The sequence below is a fragment of the Providencia sp. PROV150 genome, assembly GCF_028481025.1.
GTDB lineage: Bacteria > Pseudomonadota > Gammaproteobacteria > Enterobacterales > Enterobacteriaceae > Providencia > Providencia hangzhouensis.
In genome coordinates this window covers 17,102-38,631 of the sequence record NZ_JAMPPJ010000025.1, presented here as the reverse complement: position 1 = coordinate 38,631, position 21,530 = coordinate 17,102, and the positions used below count along the sequence as shown (strand labels likewise).

The following is a 21,530-nucleotide window of genomic DNA, read 5'->3' as shown; positions in this document are numbered from 1 at the left end:
CCCATCAGTAATAGATTAATTTTTCAACATCGCAGAAGCGATAGCGACTTGCCCCAATGATAGCCCACCATCTCCCATAGGAAATTGTTTTGCATATAACACATCGAACTCAGATAGATTATTCATTAATAGTTCTCGCAATAGTTGGTTATGAATCACACCACCTGACAAAACAATTTTCTTAGTACCATATTGGTTCGCTGATTTCCTTGCTAGCTCAGCAAAACCTTCCGCTAACGCTACATGAAATGCATGTGCGCGTTGTGGTTTAGGCGCACAGTACGCCATCCATTGCTGCCAAAATGTATGTAAATCTAATTGTTGACCAACTAACGGCATAGTGACCGGATGTACGCTCACGGGAGATTTCATTGCAATCGCTTCCAGTTGGCAAGCGGCCTCCCCTTCCCAACTAGTTTGTGCCGTACAAATACCTAACGCCGCAGCAACCGCATCAAAAAGCCGCCCAGTAGATGAAGCCGTTGGGCTATTAATTCCTTTATCAATCGCCTTTTGTAAGCCTTGCCAAGGAAATGACATTAAATAAGCAACGCTCTCTTGCTTTTGCCACTGGGGGACAAATTGTAAACAATGCGCAAGGAAATTACGCCATGGCTGCCGAGAAGCTAATTCCCCTCCCGGCAGTGCAACTGAGGGCAAGCCTCCTAGGTATTGACTGGATTTATAATCCACTAGTAAGCATTCACCTCCCCATAGCCGGTGGTCATCACCATACCCCAAACCATCCAAAGCTAACCCAATGACTTTACTTCCATTTAGTGGTAAACCATGCTCAACCATTACCGCTGCGATATGCGCATGATGATGCTGCACTTTTATCAATGGGATTCGTAATTGCTGTGATAACGCCTCGCCATAGCGCGTACTCACATAATTAGGATGCATATCAGAAACTATAGCGGTTGGCGTAAAACGATAAATAGATTCAAATAATGCAATCGCAGACTGGTATTGTTCAAAAATATCCATGTCATCAAGGTCGCCTAGGTGTTGGCTCATTACTGCACTTTTGTCTCGCAATAAACAAAAGGTATTTTTAAGATCAGCCCCTAAAGCCAGTATTGGTGGGGAATTTTCAAACCCTTTAGGTAAATCAATCGAATCAGGGACATAGCCCCGCGCACGACGGAGCATTTCCGCTTGCCCATCATGATAACGCACCAGTGAGTCATCTGCACGTTGGACAATATCGCGGTTATGAGTGAGGAAAAAATCAGCAATATCCGTTAAATCAGCCAGAGCAGCTTGCTCACTCAATACAGGGGGCTTTCCTGATACATTTCCTGATGTCATCACTAATGGGCAATTAACTTGTGCCATCAATAGGTGTTGCAACGGATTAGAAGGTAACATAACACCTATTTCCGCTAGCTTTGGCGCAATATATTGGCTTAATACATGATTTTTCCAATTTTTAATCAACACAATCGGTGCGGCAGGGCTTTTTAATAATGCACATAGGCCATCACTAAGCGGCATATTGTGCAACTCTAACCAATTCAGTGATGGAACCATTACCGCAAGTGGCTTAGTTGGTCGGCATTTACGTACGCGCAAAGCTTCTACCGCCTGATCATTACTCGCATCGCAAGCAAGGTGAAACCCCCCAATCCCCTTAATGGCAACAATTTTACCTGCCAATAACTGCTGAGCTGCCAAGACTAATGCGTTCTCTTTATTTGCAATCGTTTTTCCTGATGGGTCGCACAATTTAATTTCAGGGCCACACACCGCGCACGCATTAGGTTGCGCATGAAATCGTCTATCTGCGGGGGATTGATATTCCTCTAAGCAATTAGGACACAAAGGAAAATCGGCCATTGCGGTATTGGGTCTATCATAAGGCATATGACGAATAATAGTGAAACGGGGGCCGCAATGCGTACAGTTTGTAAACGGGTAATGAAAACGCCGATTTGATAGGGCAAAAAGCTCTTGTTGGCACGCATCACAAGTGGCAGCATCTGGAATTACTTGCGTGTCCATTTTACCTTCACCACTACGGCGAATAGTAAAAGTATCGGGTAATTTATCCCATTGAAAAGGTTGCGGTTCAATACTTTCTATATGGGCTAATGGCGGACAATGTTGGTACAATAACTGAGTAAATTCAGTGAGATCCGAACCAATACATAAACGCACTAGCACCCCTTCACCATCATTACAAACATCACCTAATAATTTGCATTGGTGGGCTAACTGCCAAATATAGGGGCGAAACCCCACACCTTGCACTTTCCCTTTGATGCGTAACTGTATACCACTTTTCACTGAGATATCCCCTTAGCATTGTGAGGGTATTTTCGCGCTAAAACATAAAAAAAACTTCACTTGAGATCAAGAAAAGTTGTGGAAATACAATTGGCAGACTCATTTTTCAAAAATCGAACCAATTATTTAGTAATACAATAATGATTCCATTTAAAAATAGAGCCTATTATTTATTCATTAATAACCCTAAACAAAGTTAAATATAAATTTAAAATCCAATTTAAATAGGATGAGCAAACAATATAACTTTCTCTATTAAATAATATTAGAATTATAGTTAAATTGAATAATTATTTTCAGAACTATTCTCTATTAATTAACATAAATAATCTTCTAAATCATTCACCTAGTCCATAAGAACGATAGTATCCCACCACACATAAACGTAGAGTTATTCATATGTTAACAATATACCAATACCCTGCAATGAATAAATATTATTCATAAAACTCAATCTATTAATAATATAAAGAGGTGATATTTTGAAACTAAAACAACTCTTCGTTTCTCTTTCTATCGGTGCTGCGCTATTTGGTGTTAGCCATCTTACTAGTGCAGATGAAATTATTACGCTTGGAACAAAAGGCGGTCCTTCATTATTAAATGAAAAACGCTTGCCGCAATCGACGGCATTTATCAAGAACGATAAAATATACTTATTTGATGCGGGATACGGAGCAAGTTTGCGATTAGTTCAATCAAAAGCCCCATTAAAAAATCTTGATTCTATCTTTATTACCCACCTCCACAGTGATCATGTTGCCGATTACCCAGCCCTACTGTTAAATGCATGGAACAGTGGTTTAAATCATAATATCGCTGTTTATGGCCCTGTTGGAACGGAAAGTATGACAAAAGGTGTTTGGGATACTTTTAGTCGCGATATTGATTTACGCGTTAAAGATGAAGGTAAACCTGATTTGCGCCAAATAGTTACAGCAAAAGATATTCAAGAAGGCCCTGTACTCAAAAATGATGATGTCGACATTAGTGCCTTATTTGTTCCACACCCACCTTTTAACTCAGACGAAGCTCTCGCTTATAAAATACAATCTGGCGGAAAAACTATCGTTATTACTGGTGATATGATTGATAATAGCCAAATTATTGAATTTGCTAAAGATGCTGATTACTTAATTAGTGAAGTCGTCTTAGTCTCTGGTGTGGAAAATTTAGCCAACCGTATCGGCAACGGTTCAACGCTGGCAAAAGCGATTATTTCTCACCATACAACAGCAGAAGATGTCGGAAAAATAGCCAAGCAAGCGAATGTAAAACACCTTGTCCTAACCCACTTAGTCCCCGCGGATGACCCATCGATTACTGATGACGTGTGGATTAATGAAGTAAGAAAACAATACTCAGGCCCAGTAACGGTCAGTAAAGACTTACAACGTTTTGAAGTGAAATAAGGTATTTCAATAATAAAAAGGTATTGATATTCAATACCTTTTTATATCTATTTATTCAAATATTAGCGTACAGAATAATAGCAGTGAAATTTAATCACTAATAAATCCATCTTCCATGCGATTAAAGTTGTAGAAGAATTCAGAAGGGTCTACGACAGCTGGATCGCTATATTTTCTGGCTTCATCCCACCACAATTGCTGTAATTCTTTCAATTTTTCTGGGTATTTCTGTGCTAAATCTGTTGATTCAGAAAAATCTTCTGCTGTATTAAACAGTTGCCATTGGTCATCATTGTAGCTGGTGTTATAACGGTGCAATGCGACCGCTCTCCAGTTACCCTGAGTAATAGCTCGCTGACTACGCAATTGAAAATACTGCACATCACGGGTTTTTGCGTCATCCGAATTTAATGTTTCTAAGAAAGATTTACCGGCCACAGGAATTTGTTTTACGCCATCAACCTCTGTTGCAAATGACGTTCCCGCCGCCTCTAAAATTGTAGGGGCAATATCAATAACACTAACATATTGAGAGCGAATACTATTTGGTTGTTGTATATGACTAGGCCATGACACAATCAGAGGGGTTCTAACACCACCTAAATAAGGCCACAGTTTATAACGCTTAAAGGGTGTTGCCCCCGCATACGCCCAAGGGCGCTGATATAGCATGTCCGTTTTTGGTCCACCGGCATCATCAAGGTTATCGTACATTTCTTTAACCGTTGTTTTATCCATATATGCCGTTCTAAAACCACCATTTACCCCGCCTTCTGGCGCGGCGCCGTTATCTGACAATAAAATAATTAACGTATCATCATATTGGCCTGTTTCTTTCAAGTGGTCGACTAAACGGCCAATTTGTTCATCGGTATGAGTCATAAAACCAGCATAGGTTTCCATAAACCTTGCATACACTTTTTTCTGCTCAGTATCGAGTGAATCCCAAGCTGCGTCTCCTTTCTCCCTTACCGGTAAAAGGGTATTTTGTGGAATAATGCCTAACTTCTTCTGTTTTTCAAACCTATCTAAGCGCAGTTGATCCCAGCCTTGATCATATTTGCCATTGTAATTTTTAATATAAGATTGCGGCACATGATAAGGCGAATGAGCTGCGCCTAAAGCCAAATAAATAAATTTCGGTTGTTCTGATTTCTGATCAATACGCTTAATCGCATGGTCGACTAAATCAACCGATAAATGATATTCAGGATGATTAGGCGGGGTAATTTTTTGGTTATTTTCGACTAATGCAGGTTTATATTGGTTGGTATGACCGCTTAAAAAACCATAGAAATAATCAAATCCACGCTGTCTTGGCCAAAAGCTCTGATTACGAGCTAAATCATCTTTATAATTTGGTGCCAAATGCCATTTGCCCAACGCATAAGTATCATAACCTGCAGATTTCAAGGCTTGAGCAATATTTTGTGCATTTTCAGGTATTTCCCCACTCGTTGCTGGCCCTGTACCATGAGGTGTTTCTTTCGATGGCGCATTCACATTATCCGGTGGCAAATCTTCCATATTGACAGTTTGATTGTTTCGTCCTGTAACGATAGCCGCGCGAGTTGGCGCACTAATCGCACTTGTATCAAAGCGGTTATAACGCACCCCGGATTCTGCAAGTGCATCAATATTTGGTGTTTTGATCTCTGAACCAAAAGATCCAAAATCAGCAAAACCAACATCATCAAGCACAATTAAGATCACGTTCGGTGGCTTTATATTCGACGCAGTATTTTCAGCTGCGGCATGTGTAGCAAAAGATGCCGATAGCATCAATGCGCCACTTAATGCTGTACTCATACACTGTCTAAGCGGGTTTGGCTTGTGTAGTAATTGTAAAAAATACCGTTTTTTAGTTTTTCTTGTTTCTTTATTCGACCGCTCTTTATTAGACATAGTGCCTCACTTATAAAATACGAGTTAGTAAAAAACAACTCACATTCGGATTAAAAGGACAAAAACAAAAAAACCTGAGACCTATAACATCCAATGCTATAAGTCTCAGGTTTTTGCCTAGTCAAACTAGTAACACACCCAGAATGCCACTATCTAATCAAAATAAATTAAATTCACAATCTATTATTTATATATTTGTGAACAGCATCAAAACTATTACATCCATTAAATTCTTATAATTAAATAAATTCATAGAGTTGTAATTAATTTAACTCATATCTATTTTATTTACTTCAGGAGCTCTATTTATTAAAATCAGTGGTAGCTCACAATTTCAATCATTATATATTGTAATAAAAAATAAACCCGTTTTAAATATGTAGTAATTGGTGTGTTACTAGCTTGACTAGGCAAGAACCTGAATTTTTATACGTTTTATCAAATCGTATAAAAATTCAGGTTTTTTTTTGCCTAATCTTCTTGCTCAGTAACCCAATAAAATTAAAACCATAAAAAGTAACAATTAAAATAATATTGCTAATAATCAAGAATAAAGGTTGGTATATGAAAAAAGTTAGACTACTAAAATATCTGAAAGGGTCAATGCTCATCCCAATATTATTCTCTTCTATTGTAGATGCTAGAGAATATAAATTTATTGATAGCCTAAGTAATGAATCGTTAATCAAAGACAGTAAAATGGATTTATTTCTCAGAAATAGATTAAAATATTTAAACGAAAATGAAGTTGGGCCAACCTATATCCATACTGCATGGGCACAAACGATTGGATTAAATTATCAATCAGGTTTATGGAAAGAAACTCTGGGTTTTGACGTTTCTTATACTTATGTAGCTAAATTAGGAGCCAGTGATTACTTTGCAAGTAGGGATTTATTATGGAACGATGGTTCTGGATTTAAATCTTCAAATGCTGAAAGCTTCAAAAAATTTAATAAACGTAATATTAAATTACAATTAGGTGACGATAAAGAATTAAGCTTTAAAGCTAAATATGGCTGGCAAGCACCGGGGAGATATACTGTATTAAAAAACTCTTATGAATCATCGGAAAATAGCTATTTAGGCTATACAGGTACGTTAAAATATTATGATATCTCAATTGATACATTATATATTGATAGTGTAATGGAGCGAGCTTCCCCTAACAAAGAAAAGCTACGCAGTAAGAGCAATGAAGCAGTTGAATATATAGCAGCAGGGGGGCTTAATTATAAAACAAAAACCTTAAATGCAACCTACAATTACGGATATGCAAAAGATTATATCGATCGCCATTTCATTGATTTTAACTACATGCCACGTTCAGATATTACACTCGGTTTTCGAGCCGTTGGTAATATTCCTCAGGAAATGTATAAAAATATGCCTTCCTCACGGCAGGCTGCAAATGGCAGCTCATGGGTATATGAAGGTACGGCCAAATGGCAATATGATGCCCTAGGAATGAAAGTGGGTATTGGGTACACCGATGCCGCTAAAAATGATGGGTCACTCGGTTACTTTGACCGACATCCTGTTAAAAACGTTCGCTGGCGTTTAGACCCAATGTCTTCCGCAGCCTATCATTATCAACGTGACGGAGAGCTCGCTCTCACAGGATTGATTGACTATAAATATGCTGAAGACTTTTATTCCGCAATACAATTAAATTATGGCCAGTTCGATTTTAAAAATAACAAAATTAAAACGGGAGAAATTAACCTTATCAATGCATGGCAACCCAGTGATCCACGGTTAAAAAATTTCACAATGTTTACTAAATTAACCAAAGCTTGGTTATATCAAACAGAAGGGAATCGAATACAACCCGCCTTTGATAATAATGGTCATTATATTAAAAGAAATTCCATCGCAGTAGATATTATTTTTGACTATAAATTCAATATATTTTAATACCACTAATCATGTGTAGAGATGAAAAATGAAAAAAACTATTTTAGCTGTCAGTTTACTCGCGCTATTTGGACTTCAAGCCCAAGCATCCACAGAAAAAATGCGAATTTTATTGGTTAATGATGATGGTTGTGATGCATTTGGTATCACTGAATTAAAGTCACAATTAGATGCTAAAGGCTATGATGTTTGGCTTGTCGGCCCAGCAACAAATCAAAGTGGAATAGGGACGGCTATTACATTCAAAGCAGGGAAAGAATTCGATGTTAAAAAAGTCGATGAGCGTACTTATTGTTTTCCTGGTACACCGGCTGATTCTCTCGATTTCGGTTTACAGGGATTATTACGGGAAATACCACCAGACCTTGTCATTTCAGGGGTCAACGATGGTCCAAACACCGGAACGTCACAACTTAATTCAGGAACAGTTTCAGCTGCTGCACGTGCTGTACGTCTTGGCTACCCAGCGATAGCCGCCAGTATTGGCTATATTATGACTGAAGAGGAAATGAAATCTGGCTGGCCAAGTACCCATAAGTATTGGCCTGATTCTGTTACTTATGTTGTTGAGCTAGTTGATGACCTAAATAAAAATTGGGTTTCAGGGCAAGCCATACTTCCGGCAAAATCAGGGCTCAGTATAAATTATCCCGCTTTAGCTAAAGATAAAATTAAAGGTATTAAATTTGTGGAGAATGAATATGCCGTATCCCCACAAATTTTATATGAAATAACACCGGAAGGAAAAGCAAAACAAATTATTAATCCAGAAGCATTAAAAATAAGAAATGATGATTCTGATACAGGATACCTTGATAAAGGTTACATTACTTATACTATATTTGATGGTAACTGGAATGCCCCAGATGAAAAAGTTAAAGAGTATCAAAAAATCCTTAATATAAAATAGGATTACAATTCTAATAATAGAGGCATAAGTATGAGCAATACAAACCCAAATTTTCAATTGATGGCAAAGCCTTCAGGTTCAGTATGCAATATTGATTGTACTTATTGCTTCTATTTAGAGAAATCGAAACTGTACCCAAATAGAAAAAATCAATGGCGAATGAGTGACGAGGTTTTAGAACAGTATATTCACACCAATATAGAGCAACAACCTGCTGATGTTGTTGAATTTGTTTGGCAAGGTGGAGAACCCACTCTCCTCGGGTTAGGCTTCTATAAAAATGCCGTCGCACTGCAGCAAAAATATGCAGGCAAGAAAAAGATTACTAATTCATTTCAAACTAATGCACTCAACCTTGATGATGATTGGCGCCAATTTTTTAAAAGGCATCATTTTCTATTAGGGGTGTCAATCGATGGTGACCGTTCTTTTAACGACGAATATCGTTTAACTCGTTCAGGAAAAAGCACCTTTGACCGCTTACTTGCCAGTATTGAACTGCTTAAAAAATACCAAGTTGATTTTAATACACTAACGGTCGTCAATAATTTCAATGTAGATAAGCCGATTGAAATTTATGAATTTTTAAAAAGTATTGGTAGTTATTATATGCAGTTTATTCCTGTCGTTGAACGTCAAGCACAGCAAGCAACAACGGAGGGGTTATCATTAATTTCCCCTGAATTTAATGGAACAGCAAAGGTCACGGACTGGTCCGTCGATGCAATAAAATATGGCCAATTTCTTAATGATATTTTTGACCATTGGCAAGAGAACGATATTGGTAAGGTATTTGTCATGAATTTTGAGCAGACCATGAGCCAAAGCCTTGGTTTGCCGAGTAGCTGTGTAACCAGTGAAAGCTGTGGAGCTAATTTAGTTTTAGAAGCAAATGGCGATCTATATTCTTGTGACCACTTTGTTTACCCTGAGAATAAAATCGGCAATTTAATGGTAGATGCAGTCTCTAATATGTTGAAATCAGATAATCATCAACGCTTTTCATCACTTAAAAAAGAAAAGATTAGCGCAGACTGCCTACCCTGTGAATTTAAACCGTTATGTCACGGCGGCTGCCCAAAACATCGTTTTTTACTTGATTCAAAAAGGTTACCAAAGAAAAATTATTTTTGTGATTCCTATAAAATTCACCTTTCTCACTCTTTAGGAAAAATGAAAGCTATTTTAGAAGGATTACAAAAAAACTAATCCCCCCGTTCTATGTATTAGACAAAAAACCCAGTAAGCGTTACTGGGTTTTTTAACGACTTACTTATCTTTAGGCGCTCTTATAATGCGTATTTCTCAATCGCCTTAGCGACGCCATCAGAATCATTACAACTCGTAACCCCCGTAGCACGCTGCCTTAATTCTTCCGTTGCATTCTCCATTGCAATACAAATTCCTGAGACATCAAACATAGGCAAATCATTATTTTGGTCACCAATGCACATGATTTCGTGTTTATATAAATCTAATTGTTGTGCAAGTGCTTGGATTGCTAGCCCTTTATTTGCATTTTTATTTAAAACTTCTAAAAAATAAGGCGTGCTTCTAACTAATGTATATTGCTGAAAATAATTGGATGGTATCTTTTTGATAACACTAGATAAATAGTTTTCTTCAGAAGAAATCATTAATTTCGTAAATAAAATATCTGAGGGCATCTCATTCATTGGTACATAATGGATTAATGTATTCGAAAGATAAGCTTCATGTGTCGTATAAAAACCAATAATTTTATTTGCAGTAAAAATTTTATTATCACCGAGAGCATGTAAAGAAAGGGCTAATTCTTCCGTTTGAGCATAAATTTTCTTATAGTCATCAATATCTAATAAAAAATCGATAAGATGATTACCATTTGACGCATCATGAATAACGCTACCATTATTACTAATGCAGTAGTTTCCTGGCTTATCCAAGCCCAACTGTTGTAAATAGGATTGAATACCTGAATAAGGTCGGCCAGAAGCTAGAATGATCTGTATGTTGTTTTTCTGTGCTTGTTGAAGAACTGATTTAATATTATCGCTGATTTGATGATGAGTATTTAATAGCGTGCCATCAAGGTCGATAGCAATTAATTTTACAGCCATACGATTTTCCTTTTCTATTCCCATTTAAAATAGCAATACAGTATTTTACAGTGGGAGAATATGACGTAGGTTAATGCCTAGCCTTGCCAGTTACACACCTATACTAAAAAAATATTAAAGTAACGTTTAAACTGAATGTAGTAGCCTTTCTATGTGTAATGCCAAATAGATAATCTCCTCACGAGAGACAGGAATAGTATATTCAGACTGTATCAATGCGGCTATTTTTTTTGCACATGCAAAATTTTTCAGTAATTCCTTTTCAACGAGTTCCTCTAGTACCGAATTAAATTGGCTACTTTTGTCATGATTTGTTTGGCAGCGGATCAATAAATATTTTAGATGGTTAATAAACCGAGAAAAGCTATCGGCATCCGTATTAACTTGAATATGAAAAGAATAATTTATGATATTAACAATCTTATAAACCGTTTGCGTGAATTTTAACGTATCCCCTACGCTTTTATTATTTAACTTCGCATTGACAAAATGTAGCGCAATTAACGATGCTTCACCCGGTGGTAGGTTGACCCCTAGCTTTTCATTAATATAATCAACGGCCACTTTCCCTGCAATAAATTCAAGGTGATAAAGATAGGGAACTTCATAGAGAGAAATACTCATTTCTCTATTTTTACTTCGCTCAATAGCAAATGTAATATGTTCAGATAACGTAATGACTAAACTGTCACTTAATTTTGCATTTAAAATCGGTTTACATTTATTAATCACTTCAAGTGTTAGCTTTATTATCCCAATCGGAATATTATCGACAAAATTATGAATATCATAGTCATGGGGCTTACTAAAAAGCTCATCCCCCTCAGTACAGTGGTAGTTTTGACCTGCCTTTGAATTAAATCCAATTCCTTTACCAATTATAACGAATTCTTGTTGGGCATCATTATCCACAAGTATCACATTATTATTTATAACTTTTTTTATTATATACATATAGAGTACTTCCATTTTTATAAGTTATAAATGCAAAAAACCTGAAATGACATGAAGTAAACTTCAGCCTCTTCAGGTTTTTGCCTAGTCGAGCTAGTAACACACCAATTACCTGTAGATATATCTTTTCTCCTTTTAAAAAGCAAGATACATCGGTGCTTTTTGTGATCAATAGCTGAGTAGAAACTCCTAATTATTTTAGAGGAATGCTTTTAGTTTAGAGAAATGCTTTTAGTTTAGAGGAATGGTTTTAGTCATCGACTCGTTGTAAATAATACCTTCACAATTAAATTGTAAGAGAAATTTAAGCTTAGATATAAGCGCATCTCTGTCGCACGGATCACAAATTTATTAATCAACGATTGTCTTTCATTCATAAAAATCTTATAACGTAATGGTAGGTCTGTAACTAGCTAGACTAGGCAATAACCTGAAACAGATTGAATTTAATTAATTCAATGGTTTCAGGTTTTTTTATTCCTAAATTTTGAGGTGCAGACAACGACTTTATAAATAGTAATGATTATAAATAATAATGTTTTTTCAGAACGAACGATAAAATTCATTATTATTTGTAAAAAATGATAGAAATTAGCATTACTCATTAGGTTGTTTGTAAAAATAAAATGAGTCAGGCATAAACTTAAGCTTGAAATATAACAGGTGTGTAACTGGCAAGACTAGGCATTAACCTGAACAATACTTCCAATTAATTTCGGGGGGCATTGTTCAGGTTTTTTTATAGGTATACTTATGGAAAGTAGACAAGTTGCAGAACAGATCATCACGCTTATTGGTGGTCAAAAAAATATTAGTCAGCATTGGCATTGTATTACACGCTTGCGGTTTAACCTGCACAATAATGATCTTGTCGAGGTTGAAAAATTACGTGATATCCCTTGGGTATTGGGCGTTAACTTCCAAGGTAATCAACTGCAAGTCATATTGGGAAGCCACGTCACCCACGTCTTTACCGAGCTACATAAAATCGTTGAGCCAAATGGCTCTCCGCTCGAAGAAACTCAGCAAGAAGAAATAGTAGAACCGAAACAAAATATTATTAATACCTTTTTTGATTTTCTTTCAGGCATTTTTACCCCTATTTTACCCGCTATTATTGGAACCGGGTTATTGAAGGGATTACTTGCGCTTTTTGATATTTTTGGCTTTATACCTAATGGTAGTTCAGAATACCGAATTCTCTATACAATTTCTGATTCAGCATTTTACTTTTTACCTATTTTACTTGCATTTTCTGTCGCTAAAAAATTTAAAACTAATGAGTATATCGCCGTCACATTGGCATTCATCCTTGTTTACCCGATGTTTCAAGGCGAGCCCACAATGTCTTTCTTTGGCATTAATATCCCTAACATTACTTATAACTTCACCGTTATTCCGATTATTTTAGGTGTATGGTTATTAAGCTATATTAGCAAATGGGTTGAAAAAATAATCCCTGCTAGTGTAAAAATTATTTTTGCGCCACTACTTGTTTTAATTATCTCGTCGATTATCACTTTGTCATTATTAGCACCGTTGGGCTACTACGTTGGCGAATATTTACAACAAACATTCTCATATTTATTTGATGTTGCAGGCCCTATCGCTGGTTTCATCATGGGAGGATGCCTATCACTGCTAGTAATCACAGGGATGCACTATGCCTTTTTCCCTGCAACATTTTCTAATTTTAAAACATTGGGTTATGACTTTGTCTTATTACCAATTAGTTTATCCAGCAACCTCGCACAAGCAGGAGCAACATTAGCTGTCGCGATTAAGAGCAAAAATACTAAATTAAAATCCATCGCTTACTCCTCATCCCTTTCTGCGGTCTTTGGTATCACTGAACCTGCTATTTATGGCGTGACCATGCGTTTGAAAAAACCATTTTATGCTGCATTAATTGGGGGCGCTGTGGGCGGCGGAATTATCGGTACATTCGCAGTAAAAACATTGGCTTTTAGTATTCCAGGAATTACAGCCTTACCCACTTATGTTGAAGCGGGAACAAACAATTTCCTGTTTATTTGCCTCGCGGTCATCGTTAGCTTTTCTTTAGCATTCATTATTACACTTTCTTTAAAACTGGATGAAACAGAGTGCTCTTCGAATAAAAAATCGATCTCCCCCGAGAATATAGATTCATCAAATAAGAATAATAGCCAAGAGAATGTCTTACCGTCACACATTAAAAGTGATAAGAAATTAGCTAATATTAACTTGTTCGCACCTATCTCAGGGGAAACACTGGCATTAGAACAAGTTCCAGACACTGTTTTTGCCAATAAAATTATTGGTGATGGCATCGCCATCATCCCTTCAGATAATAAAATTTATGCTCCGACTGATGGCACCATTTCCATGGTCACCCCGAGCAAACATGCCATCGGACTAACCACCCATGAGGGGTTAGACATCCTAATTCACGTAGGTATCGATACCGTTTCATTAAATGGTGAAGGTTTCATTCTCCATGTTAATGAAAAAGACAGTGTTAAAGCTGGAGACCTACTCATCGAGTTCGATATTGAAAATATAACTAAACATTCATTATCAACAATCACCCCGGTTTTGATAACCAACTTTGACGAGTTCAGTGAATTACAGGTGACAAATCAGAAACATGTCACAAGTAATACCACAACACTGCTCACCGTTAATTGATTTAGTAAGAGGATATTATGAAATTAGATACCAAAAACATTAGCACAATTGGTTTTCCAAAAGGCTTCTTATGGGGCGGCGCAACAGCGGCTAACCAAATCGAAGGGGCTTTTGACCAAGGTGGTAAAGGATTATCAACTTCAGACGTTGCCGCCTATAAAGACCCTTATGCAGATGGTTCCGTCAATAACTTTACGTTTAACGTTACCTCAAAAGAGCTGGAAGAATATTTAAAACCCGAGTGTAAAGCCTTATTCCCGAAACGCTGGGGGATCGACTTCTATCATCGTTATGAAGAAGATATCGCATTATTTGCTGAAATGGGCTTTAAAGTATTCCGTTTATCTATTTCTTGGGCGCGTATATTTCCAAATGGAATTGATGAGCAGCCAAATGAAGAAGGTTTAGCCTTTTACGACCGCGTATTTGATGAGTTAGCGAAATATAACATCGAACCACTCGTCACACTTTCTCATTACGAAATGCCACTAACTCTGACACAAAAATTCAATGGCTGGCAAGATCGTCGCCTAATTGATTTATTCGTAAAATTCGCAACTACTTGTTATAAGCGATATGAATCAAAAGTAAAATATTGGATCACGTTCAACGAAATGAACATGAACCTGAACAGCTTATATACGGGTGCAGGTACATTACCTGATACCGTTAAAAATATTGAAGAAGCCGCATACCAAGCGTCGCATAACCAGTTTGTTGCCAGTGCTATTTCTATCAAACTGGGTAAACAAATGATGCCTAACGCCCAAATTGGTTGCATGATTTGCCGCTTAGAAACTTACGCTGAAAGTTGCAACCCAGAAGACCAATTACAAGCGTTAAAAGAAGATCAAATCAACCTCTTCTACCCTGATGTTAGTGTTCGTGGGGAATATCCTGCCTATATGCTGCGTTATTTCGAAGAAAATAATATTAACATTCAAGTTGAACCTGAAGATTTTAAAGTATTAAAAGAAGGTATTGCTGATTTTATTTCACTTAGTTATTACATGACCTATGTCACCAAAGGGGGGCCTGACGCAAAAGAGTTATCAGGCCACTTAGTCAGTAAAATTAAAAACCCATACCTCAAATTGTCTGAATGGGGCTGGCCGATTGACCCAACAGGCCTTCGTATTACCCTGAATAAACTGTGGGATCGCTATGGTGTTCCTCTGTTTGTCGTCGAAAATGGTTTAGGGGCACGTGATACTCTAAACCCAGATGGTACGGTTTCTGACCCATATCGTATTGAGTATATTAAAGAGCACATTATTGCCATGAAAGAAGCTATTCGTGATGGAGTGCATTTAATGGGCTATACCACTTGGGGCTGCATTGACCTGATCAGCTGCGGTACCTCACAAATGACCAAACGTTATGGCTTTATCTATGTAGAACAAGATGATGAAGGCAATGGTTCTTTAAAACGCATACCGAAAGAATCTTTTTACTGGTATCAGCGAGTCATTGCCTCTAATGGGGAAGACCTCAAGTAAACCTTAAATTAAACTTATTTAACCTAATACGCCCTCAATAGTCTTATCCACTATTGGGGGCTATTTATTGGTATGACAGGCATTGCGCTATTTTTATTTTCTCACGCCTTAACCGAGTGGCAGTCTTAGTCCCTAACATTAACTTGTTTCTCATATGAAACCAAACTCCATCATAACCTCGACACACCCCACATTTTGAAACGAATATTTTACATATAGTCAACATTTGATTGACTAATAATCACCCATACAATTAATCTGGTTTTAAATAAAAAACAATGTTTCACATATGAAACAAAATGTTACAACACATTCAAAAGGAGAAAACCATGAGCTGGATTGCTGTCTGCGATGTCTCACAAGTTCAAGAAGAATTTCCTTTTTCAGCCAAAGTTGATGATGCCGAAATTGGGATCTTCTTAGTTGAAGACCAATATTATGCCTTAGAAGATGTTTGCCCACATGCCTATGCCCTGTTAAGCCAAGGTTTTGTTGAAGATGGCAAAGTGGAATGCCCATTACATGAAGCCGTTTTCGATATTAAAACGGGTAAATGTTTACGCGAACCTGGTGGGCGAGATCTCAAAACCTACCAGACACGCATTCACGATAACCGAATCGAAATCAGTTTGATTGAGGAGTAGAAATGGAACCTATTCAAAATATTAATCCGTATTTACCAGCAAATAATCAAATTATCCCAGCACGAGAAGGTGGTAAAGGCAGTATCCAAGCGCCAGGAAGTGCACCGAATATCGTTTGGCAAACACGTTCACGTATGCCTGATGAGTATGAAAACAAACTCATTTTTGCACTGGAAACGCTATTCGCTGCTGGCACTGAATCACTTGAAGAATTAGTTAGTGCATTAAATCAACAGCAATTATATGACCGACAAGGGCAACCTTGGTCCACAAGCAGTTTCCGCGAATTTCTTCTCGTCAATGGTTACTAGCACATTGTCATACTAAGAAAAGAAAACAAAAACACCTTTGATAAACGGAAGCAAATGATGATGACAAATACACAACTTCAAAACTACCAAGATTATCTGGATGTCGGATTACGCGGACAATGGTACCCCGTATTATCCAGCTGGGAAGTCAGTAGTAACCCTATCGGTATTACTCGCTTAGAAGAACAAATCGTGCTTTGGCGTGATGATAAAGGCCAAATTCATGCTTTAGAAGATAGATGCCCTCACCGTGGTGCCCGTTTATCAATGGGTTGGAACTTAGGTGAACGCATTGCCTGCTGGTATCACGGTGTCGAAGTCGGTGGAGATGGCATCGTTAAAGATGTTCCAGCGGTCAGTCAATGCCCTCTTGAAGGTCAAAAATGTTTAAAAACCTATCCCGTTCAAGAAGTCCATGGTGCCATTTTCCTCTATTTTGCGGTAATTGACGGTGAAACGCCTCCCACCCTCGAATTTCCTGAAGAATTAGCTGATGACGAAAACCACAGCAATTTCCTCTGTACCGCATCGTGGAAGTGCAATTACCAATATGCACTCGAAAACGTGATGGACCCAATGCATGGCACCTATCTCCATTCATCATCACACTCAATGGCAGAAGGTGACAAACAATCAGAAATGATCCTAGAAGCAACAAAAAATGGCTTTATTTTCCGTAAAAATGACCAAATAGGTGTCAACTTTGACTGGGTGGAATTCGCGAGTACGGGTGCAAATTGGCTGCGTTTATCTATCCCATATCAAAAACGCTTCGGCCCTGGTGGGCACTTTTGGATTATCGGCATGGTCGTACCTGAAGACCGTCACCATACTCGTGTTTTCTTTTGGCGTATTCGCAAAGTGAAAGACTGGCAACGTGATTTATGGCGCTTTATGTACCGCAACCGCCTAGAAGGACTGCATTGGGATGTTTTAGAACAAGATCGCATTATTTTAGAAAACCTCACACCAAATGCACGTGATAAAGAATTTCTTTATCAGCACGATGTGGGTTTATCCCGCCTACGCCGCATTATGCAACGCGAAGCGAAGAAGCAGTTTGACTTAATCAACAATAAGGAAACTGAAAATGCATGATATCTTGGCAGGAAAACGCATTGTAATCACAGGAGCCGCAAGAGGGCTTGGCTTGAGTTTTGCGCAAGCTGCTGCCGAACAAGGTGCTCAAGTTATCTTGTGTGACATCCTAGAACAACGATTACAAGAAAGTGTAGAGTCCTTACAACAACAAGGGTTTGAAGCCCAAGGTGTTTCTCTCGACTTAGCGGATCCTGACTCAATCACTCATGCATTCAACAGTATTGGTCAACAAGGCGCAATTGATGGGCTGATTAATAATGCAGCTCTGGCAACCGGAGTGGGTGGGAAGCTGCTCGACGAATATGACTTGGCGCTATGGGATAAGGTCATGACAGTGAACGTCAGAGGAACTTGGTTAGCCACCAAAGCCGCTCTCCCCTTTTTAAAGCAGAGTTCCCGCGGCAAAATTATCAATATTGCCTCTGATACCGCACTTTGGGGAGCCCCTAAGCTCATGGCTTATGTCGCCAGTAAAGGCGCAATCATCAGTATGACCCGCTCAATGGCACGTGAACTCGGCGTTCACCGTATTTGCGTCAACGCGATTGCCCCTGGGCTCACTAAAGTCGAAGCGACCGAATACGTTCCCGCTGAGCGCCACCAGCTATATGAAAATGGCAGAGCATTACAAGGAGAGCAGATGCCCGAAGACGTTACGGGAACCGCTTTGTATTTGCTTTCGCCCATGGCCGATTTTGTCACAGGCCAGCTAATCCCAGTTAATGGTGGCTTTATTTTTAACTAATTTCGCCATTCAGTCGGTAAAGAGGTGAGGACCATGAATTCAACGTGTAAATATCTAGTACCCGGTTTGGAAAAAGGGCTACAGCTTCTTCTGTTACTCGCTCAACAGCATCGCGAATTGACATTTGCAGAGATCCTCCGCTTAGTCGATATGCCCAAAGCAACGGCTTACCGTGCGATCCAAACCTTAGTGCACTTGGATTTCCTCGTCCAACATCCACGTACTGGAGCATTTTCATTAGGCCGCAAAGTACTCAGCCTTGGTCTTGGCTATATTGCATCACTCGATTTAACCCAGTTAGGCCAGCCCATTATCGAGCAACTCAGAGACCGAAGCCAATGTAACAGCCATTTAGTCATTCGAGATGGTCGGGACATTATTTATATCGCCAGAGTCAGTGGCGCAGAATCAAAGATTAACCATGTTAGCGTAGGCACGCGTTTATCAGCGCACCGAACCTCACTGGGTCGAATGCTACTCAGCGGGTTAACTCGCGCTGAATTTGATGCGCTTTACCCTGATGATGAACTCCCCGATAACGCAGGCTGTAAGCAGGAATTTTGGCAAATGATCCAAGCTGACAAACTGCGAGGCTATGTGATTGGTGAATCATTTTACCGTCGGGGGATTTCATCCATTGTTTACCCTGTTTATAACCAAACGAATGGCGTAGAAGCGGTAATTAGCATCATGGTGCCAATGAGTAGCATCCCTGCACAAGAGTGCCGGCGATTACAAAATGAAGTGAGCTATGCAGCCCAAAAACTCACTGAATTTATTGGTGGTATGAGCCAAGCAAAAGCCGTTTAGCGTTAACCAAATATCATCCACACATTTTTAGGTTTATTGCCATAAGCCTCAGGTTCTTTTTGTCCAAAAAAACCTTTGGCAATAACACCAATCGATAGAGGACTTTACAATGTCAGTGATTGGAATAGAAAAATTAGAATTTGGTGTTGAAAATATCCCTAGCTGCCAGAAATTTTTACATGATTTTGGCCTCAAAGCGGCCTCTGATAACGCCTCGTTATTCACGACCTTATCTGGTGCAGAAATACGGTTATTTTCACACCAAGACCCAAATCTGCCAGCCCCTTTTGAAGCGGGTTCAACACTGCGCCGCATTACATGGGGTGTTGAAAACTCGGATAAACTCCAAGAGGTCATTGAGAAAATTAGGCCTTGTGATGGCTTTCAACTGACGCCAGATGGCGCACAATGCCGTGACCCAAATGGCATGACTGTCGCTTTCACCATCAGCAAACAAAAAACGGTTGAATTAGAAGTCACCGCTATCAACCAATGGGGGGATATTCGCCGCATTGATAAACCTAGCCCGGTTTACGAAAAAGCCACCCCTATTAACGTCGGCCACGTGGTGTTCTTTGTTGATGACTTACCTTCTACAGAAGCGTTCTATTGCCAAAAACTGGGTTTTCAAATTTCTGACCGTTATATCGACCGTGCCGTCTTTTTACGGACACAAATAAACGGTTGCCACCATAACCTGTTTTTGCTGAAGCTTCCTCATCGTAGCAGCGGCCTCAACCATGTCGCTTTTACGGTTCGTGATATCCATGAAGTGATTGGCGGCGGCCTAGCAATGAACCGCCATCAATGGAGCACCTTTATTGGCCCAGGCCGCCACCCTATCTCATCCGCTTACTTTTGGTATGTCAACAGCCCAACAGGTGGTGCTTTCGAATATTACACCAATGATGATTACCTTACCGATAAGTGGCAACCGCGCGAACTGGAACATTCCTTAGTTTCATTTACGGAATGGGCTGTAGAAGGCGGTCTCGATTATGAAACTCGCCGCCAAGTTAAGGAGTAACACCATGAGCTCATTAATCCAAGGCGGTATTGTCATTATCGGTGGGGGCCAGGCAGGTGGCTGGGCGGCAAAAACCCTACGAGATGAAGGCTATCAAGGCATTATTTCGGTGATTAGCGATGAAAACCATGATTTTTATGAGCGCCCACCGCTGTCTAAAGCGGCACTGACGCAGGAGAGTTTATCGTTATCACGTTTATTCAGCGAACAAGAAACTCACGCCTTAAATTTACAATGGTTTCGCCCACTACGTGCCACTAAAATTGATAGTCAAAACCAATACGTTCATTTAAGTGATGGCCGTGTCATTACGTTTGACAAATTACTGCTCGCGACAGGCGGCCGACCTCGCTACCTGTCAAGCCGCTGGCAGCAACACCCAAAAGTCTTTGCCTTACGTTCGTGGGATGACGCTCAGAAATTACGCACTGCACTACTATCAGCACAAAAAATTGCCATTATTGGTGGTGGTTGGATTGGCTTAGAAGTCGCTGCTTCCGCACGAAAAATGGGTATTGATGTCACAATTTTTGAGCGGCAAAGCCGATTGTGCGAACGCAGTGTGCCGCAAAATGTTTCAGAGGCTCTGGCACTACGTCATACACAAGCGGGCGTTCATGTCATAACCGATTGTGGAAATATCGAACTTGGCGAGCCGACAACAACTGGATTACAAATTAGTTGCCAAAAGCAGCCTTCGCAAAACTTCGATCTCGCTGTTATGGGGATTGGTGTTGAATTAAATCTCGAACTAGCCAAAGAAGCAGGGCTTGATGTCACCCACGGTATTGTGATTAATCACCAAGGGCAAACTTCTCACCCCAATATTTATGCTGCGGGGGACGTCGCTTGCCATCCCACACTGTCTTTATGTTTACAGTCATGGGCTTATGCGCAAAACCAAGCTATCACCACAGCAAAAGCCATGCTTAACCCACAATCTGAAGGGTTTAATGAACTCGCTTGGTTATGGTCAGATCAATACCAAGACAACATCCAAATTTTAGGTGTCCCAACCTCACAAAAATTAAATCATATTCAACGGCATACTCCTGATTCAGAGGTTCATTTTGCTTTAAATGAAAGCAATGAATTGGTGCAAATGATTGCATTTAATGATGCTCGTGCCATCAAGCTAGGTAAACGTTGGATACAAGGCCACCGCAAATTAGACCCTTCACAACTTGCTGATCCCACATTTTCACTAATGTCACTGAAATAGTGTTCAGCAAGG

At 39.2% G+C, this 21,530-nt stretch carries 17 protein-coding genes; 13 read left to right on the top strand and 4 right to left on the bottom strand.

Going from position 1 to position 21,530, the window contains the following annotated elements:
* Window positions 1-15: 15 nt before the first annotated feature.
* The gene (gene hypF, locus PSE83_RS16020; RefSeq protein ID WP_272660979.1) at window positions 16-2,292 is read right to left on the bottom strand and encodes a carbamoyltransferase HypF; all 2,277 of its coding nucleotides are present in this window, start codon (window positions 2,290-2,292) and stop codon (window positions 16-18) included.
* A gap of 482 nt (window positions 2,293-2,774) precedes the next feature.
* On the opposite strand from hypF, the gene PSE83_RS16015 reads away from it, so the two are divergent.
* A complete protein-coding gene (locus PSE83_RS16015; RefSeq protein ID WP_164565476.1) occupies window positions 2,775-3,704 on the top strand; it encodes an MBL fold metallo-hydrolase in 930 nt (309 codons plus the stop codon).
* A gap of 90 nt (window positions 3,705-3,794) precedes the next feature.
* Here PSE83_RS16015 and PSE83_RS16010 read toward each other — a convergent pair whose 3' ends face one another.
* On the bottom strand, window positions 3,795-5,513 hold the full coding sequence (locus PSE83_RS16010; RefSeq protein ID WP_164565477.1) for an arylsulfatase: 1,719 nt from the start codon (window positions 5,511-5,513) through the stop codon (window positions 3,795-3,797).
* 660 nt (window positions 5,514-6,173) lie between these two features.
* Between PSE83_RS16010 and PSE83_RS16005 the strand changes: the two genes are divergently transcribed.
* Genes PSE83_RS16005 through PSE83_RS15995 form a run of 3 tightly spaced genes read left to right on the top strand, consistent with a single transcriptional unit; the run spans window position 6,174 to window position 9,645 of the window.
* Window positions 6,174-7,526 (top strand): hypothetical protein, encoded by a 1,353-nt coding sequence (locus PSE83_RS16005; protein WP_004257960.1) that lies wholly within the window; start codon window positions 6,174-6,176, stop codon window positions 7,524-7,526.
* Between the two features lie 28 nt (window positions 7,527-7,554).
* On the top strand, window positions 7,555-8,436 hold the full coding sequence (gene surE, locus PSE83_RS16000; protein ID WP_004257961.1) for a 5'/3'-nucleotidase SurE: 882 nt from the start codon (window positions 7,555-7,557) through the stop codon (window positions 8,434-8,436).
* 30 nt (window positions 8,437-8,466) lie between these two features.
* On the top strand, window positions 8,467-9,645 hold the full coding sequence (locus PSE83_RS15995; protein WP_164565479.1) for an anaerobic sulfatase maturase: 1,179 nt from the start codon (window positions 8,467-8,469) through the stop codon (window positions 9,643-9,645).
* An 80-nt stretch (window positions 9,646-9,725) separates the two neighbouring features.
* On the opposite strand, the gene yidA is transcribed toward PSE83_RS15995, so the two are convergent.
* The gene (yidA, locus tag PSE83_RS15990; protein ID WP_272660978.1) at window positions 9,726-10,535 is read right to left on the bottom strand and encodes a sugar-phosphatase; all 810 of its coding nucleotides are present in this window, start codon (window positions 10,533-10,535) and stop codon (window positions 9,726-9,728) included.
* Between the two features lie 126 nt (window positions 10,536-10,661).
* Entirely contained in the window at window positions 10,662-11,489 is an 828-nt protein-coding gene (locus PSE83_RS15985; RefSeq protein ID WP_036958010.1) for a PRD domain-containing protein, read from the bottom strand.
* 753 nt (window positions 11,490-12,242) lie between these two features.
* Between PSE83_RS15985 and PSE83_RS15980 the strand changes: the two genes are divergently transcribed.
* The 9 genes from PSE83_RS15980 (at window position 12,243) to PSE83_RS15940 (ending at window position 21,518) form a co-directional block, all read left to right on the top strand.
* Window positions 12,243-14,159, top strand: coding sequence for a beta-glucoside-specific PTS transporter subunit IIABC (locus PSE83_RS15980; protein WP_004257966.1), 1,917 nt, complete (start codon window positions 12,243-12,245; stop codon window positions 14,157-14,159).
* A 17-nt stretch (window positions 14,160-14,176) separates the two neighbouring features.
* A complete protein-coding gene (locus PSE83_RS15975) occupies window positions 14,177-15,658 on the top strand; it encodes a glycoside hydrolase family 1 protein (RefSeq protein WP_164565482.1) in 1,482 nt (493 codons plus the stop codon).
* A 329-nt stretch (window positions 15,659-15,987) separates the two neighbouring features.
* Complete coding sequence (nirD, locus tag PSE83_RS15970) at window positions 15,988-16,302, top strand: nitrite reductase small subunit NirD (protein WP_094961062.1); 315 nt, start codon at window positions 15,988-15,990, stop codon at window positions 16,300-16,302.
* Between the two features lie 2 nt (window positions 16,303-16,304).
* The gene (locus tag PSE83_RS15965; RefSeq protein WP_004257971.1) at window positions 16,305-16,613 is read left to right on the top strand and encodes a recombinase-like helix-turn-helix domain-containing protein; all 309 of its coding nucleotides are present in this window, start codon (window positions 16,305-16,307) and stop codon (window positions 16,611-16,613) included.
* 57 nt (window positions 16,614-16,670) lie between these two features.
* Entirely contained in the window at window positions 16,671-17,711 is a 1,041-nt protein-coding gene (locus PSE83_RS15960) for an aromatic ring-hydroxylating oxygenase subunit alpha (RefSeq protein ID WP_094961061.1), read from the top strand.
* Window positions 17,704-18,459: an SDR family oxidoreductase gene (locus PSE83_RS15955; protein ID WP_004257977.1), complete on the top strand. Its 756-nt coding sequence runs from the start codon at window positions 17,704-17,706 to the stop codon at window positions 18,457-18,459. The genes PSE83_RS15960 and PSE83_RS15955 overlap by 8 nt, the downstream gene beginning before the upstream one ends.
* A 33-nt stretch (window positions 18,460-18,492) precedes the next feature.
* Window positions 18,493-19,269 carry an IclR family transcriptional regulator gene (locus tag PSE83_RS15950; RefSeq protein ID WP_004257979.1) on the top strand — a complete coding sequence of 259 codons (777 nt, stop codon included), beginning with the start codon at window positions 18,493-18,495 and terminating at the stop codon, window positions 19,267-19,269.
* A gap of 109 nt (window positions 19,270-19,378) precedes the next feature.
* Entirely contained in the window at window positions 19,379-20,296 is a 918-nt protein-coding gene (locus tag PSE83_RS15945; RefSeq protein WP_164565483.1) for a VOC family protein, read from the top strand.
* 4 nt (window positions 20,297-20,300) lie between these two features.
* On the top strand, window positions 20,301-21,518 hold the full coding sequence (locus tag PSE83_RS15940) for an NAD(P)/FAD-dependent oxidoreductase (RefSeq protein ID WP_110591237.1): 1,218 nt from the start codon (window positions 20,301-20,303) through the stop codon (window positions 21,516-21,518).
* Window positions 21,519-21,530: the final 12 nt, after the last annotated feature.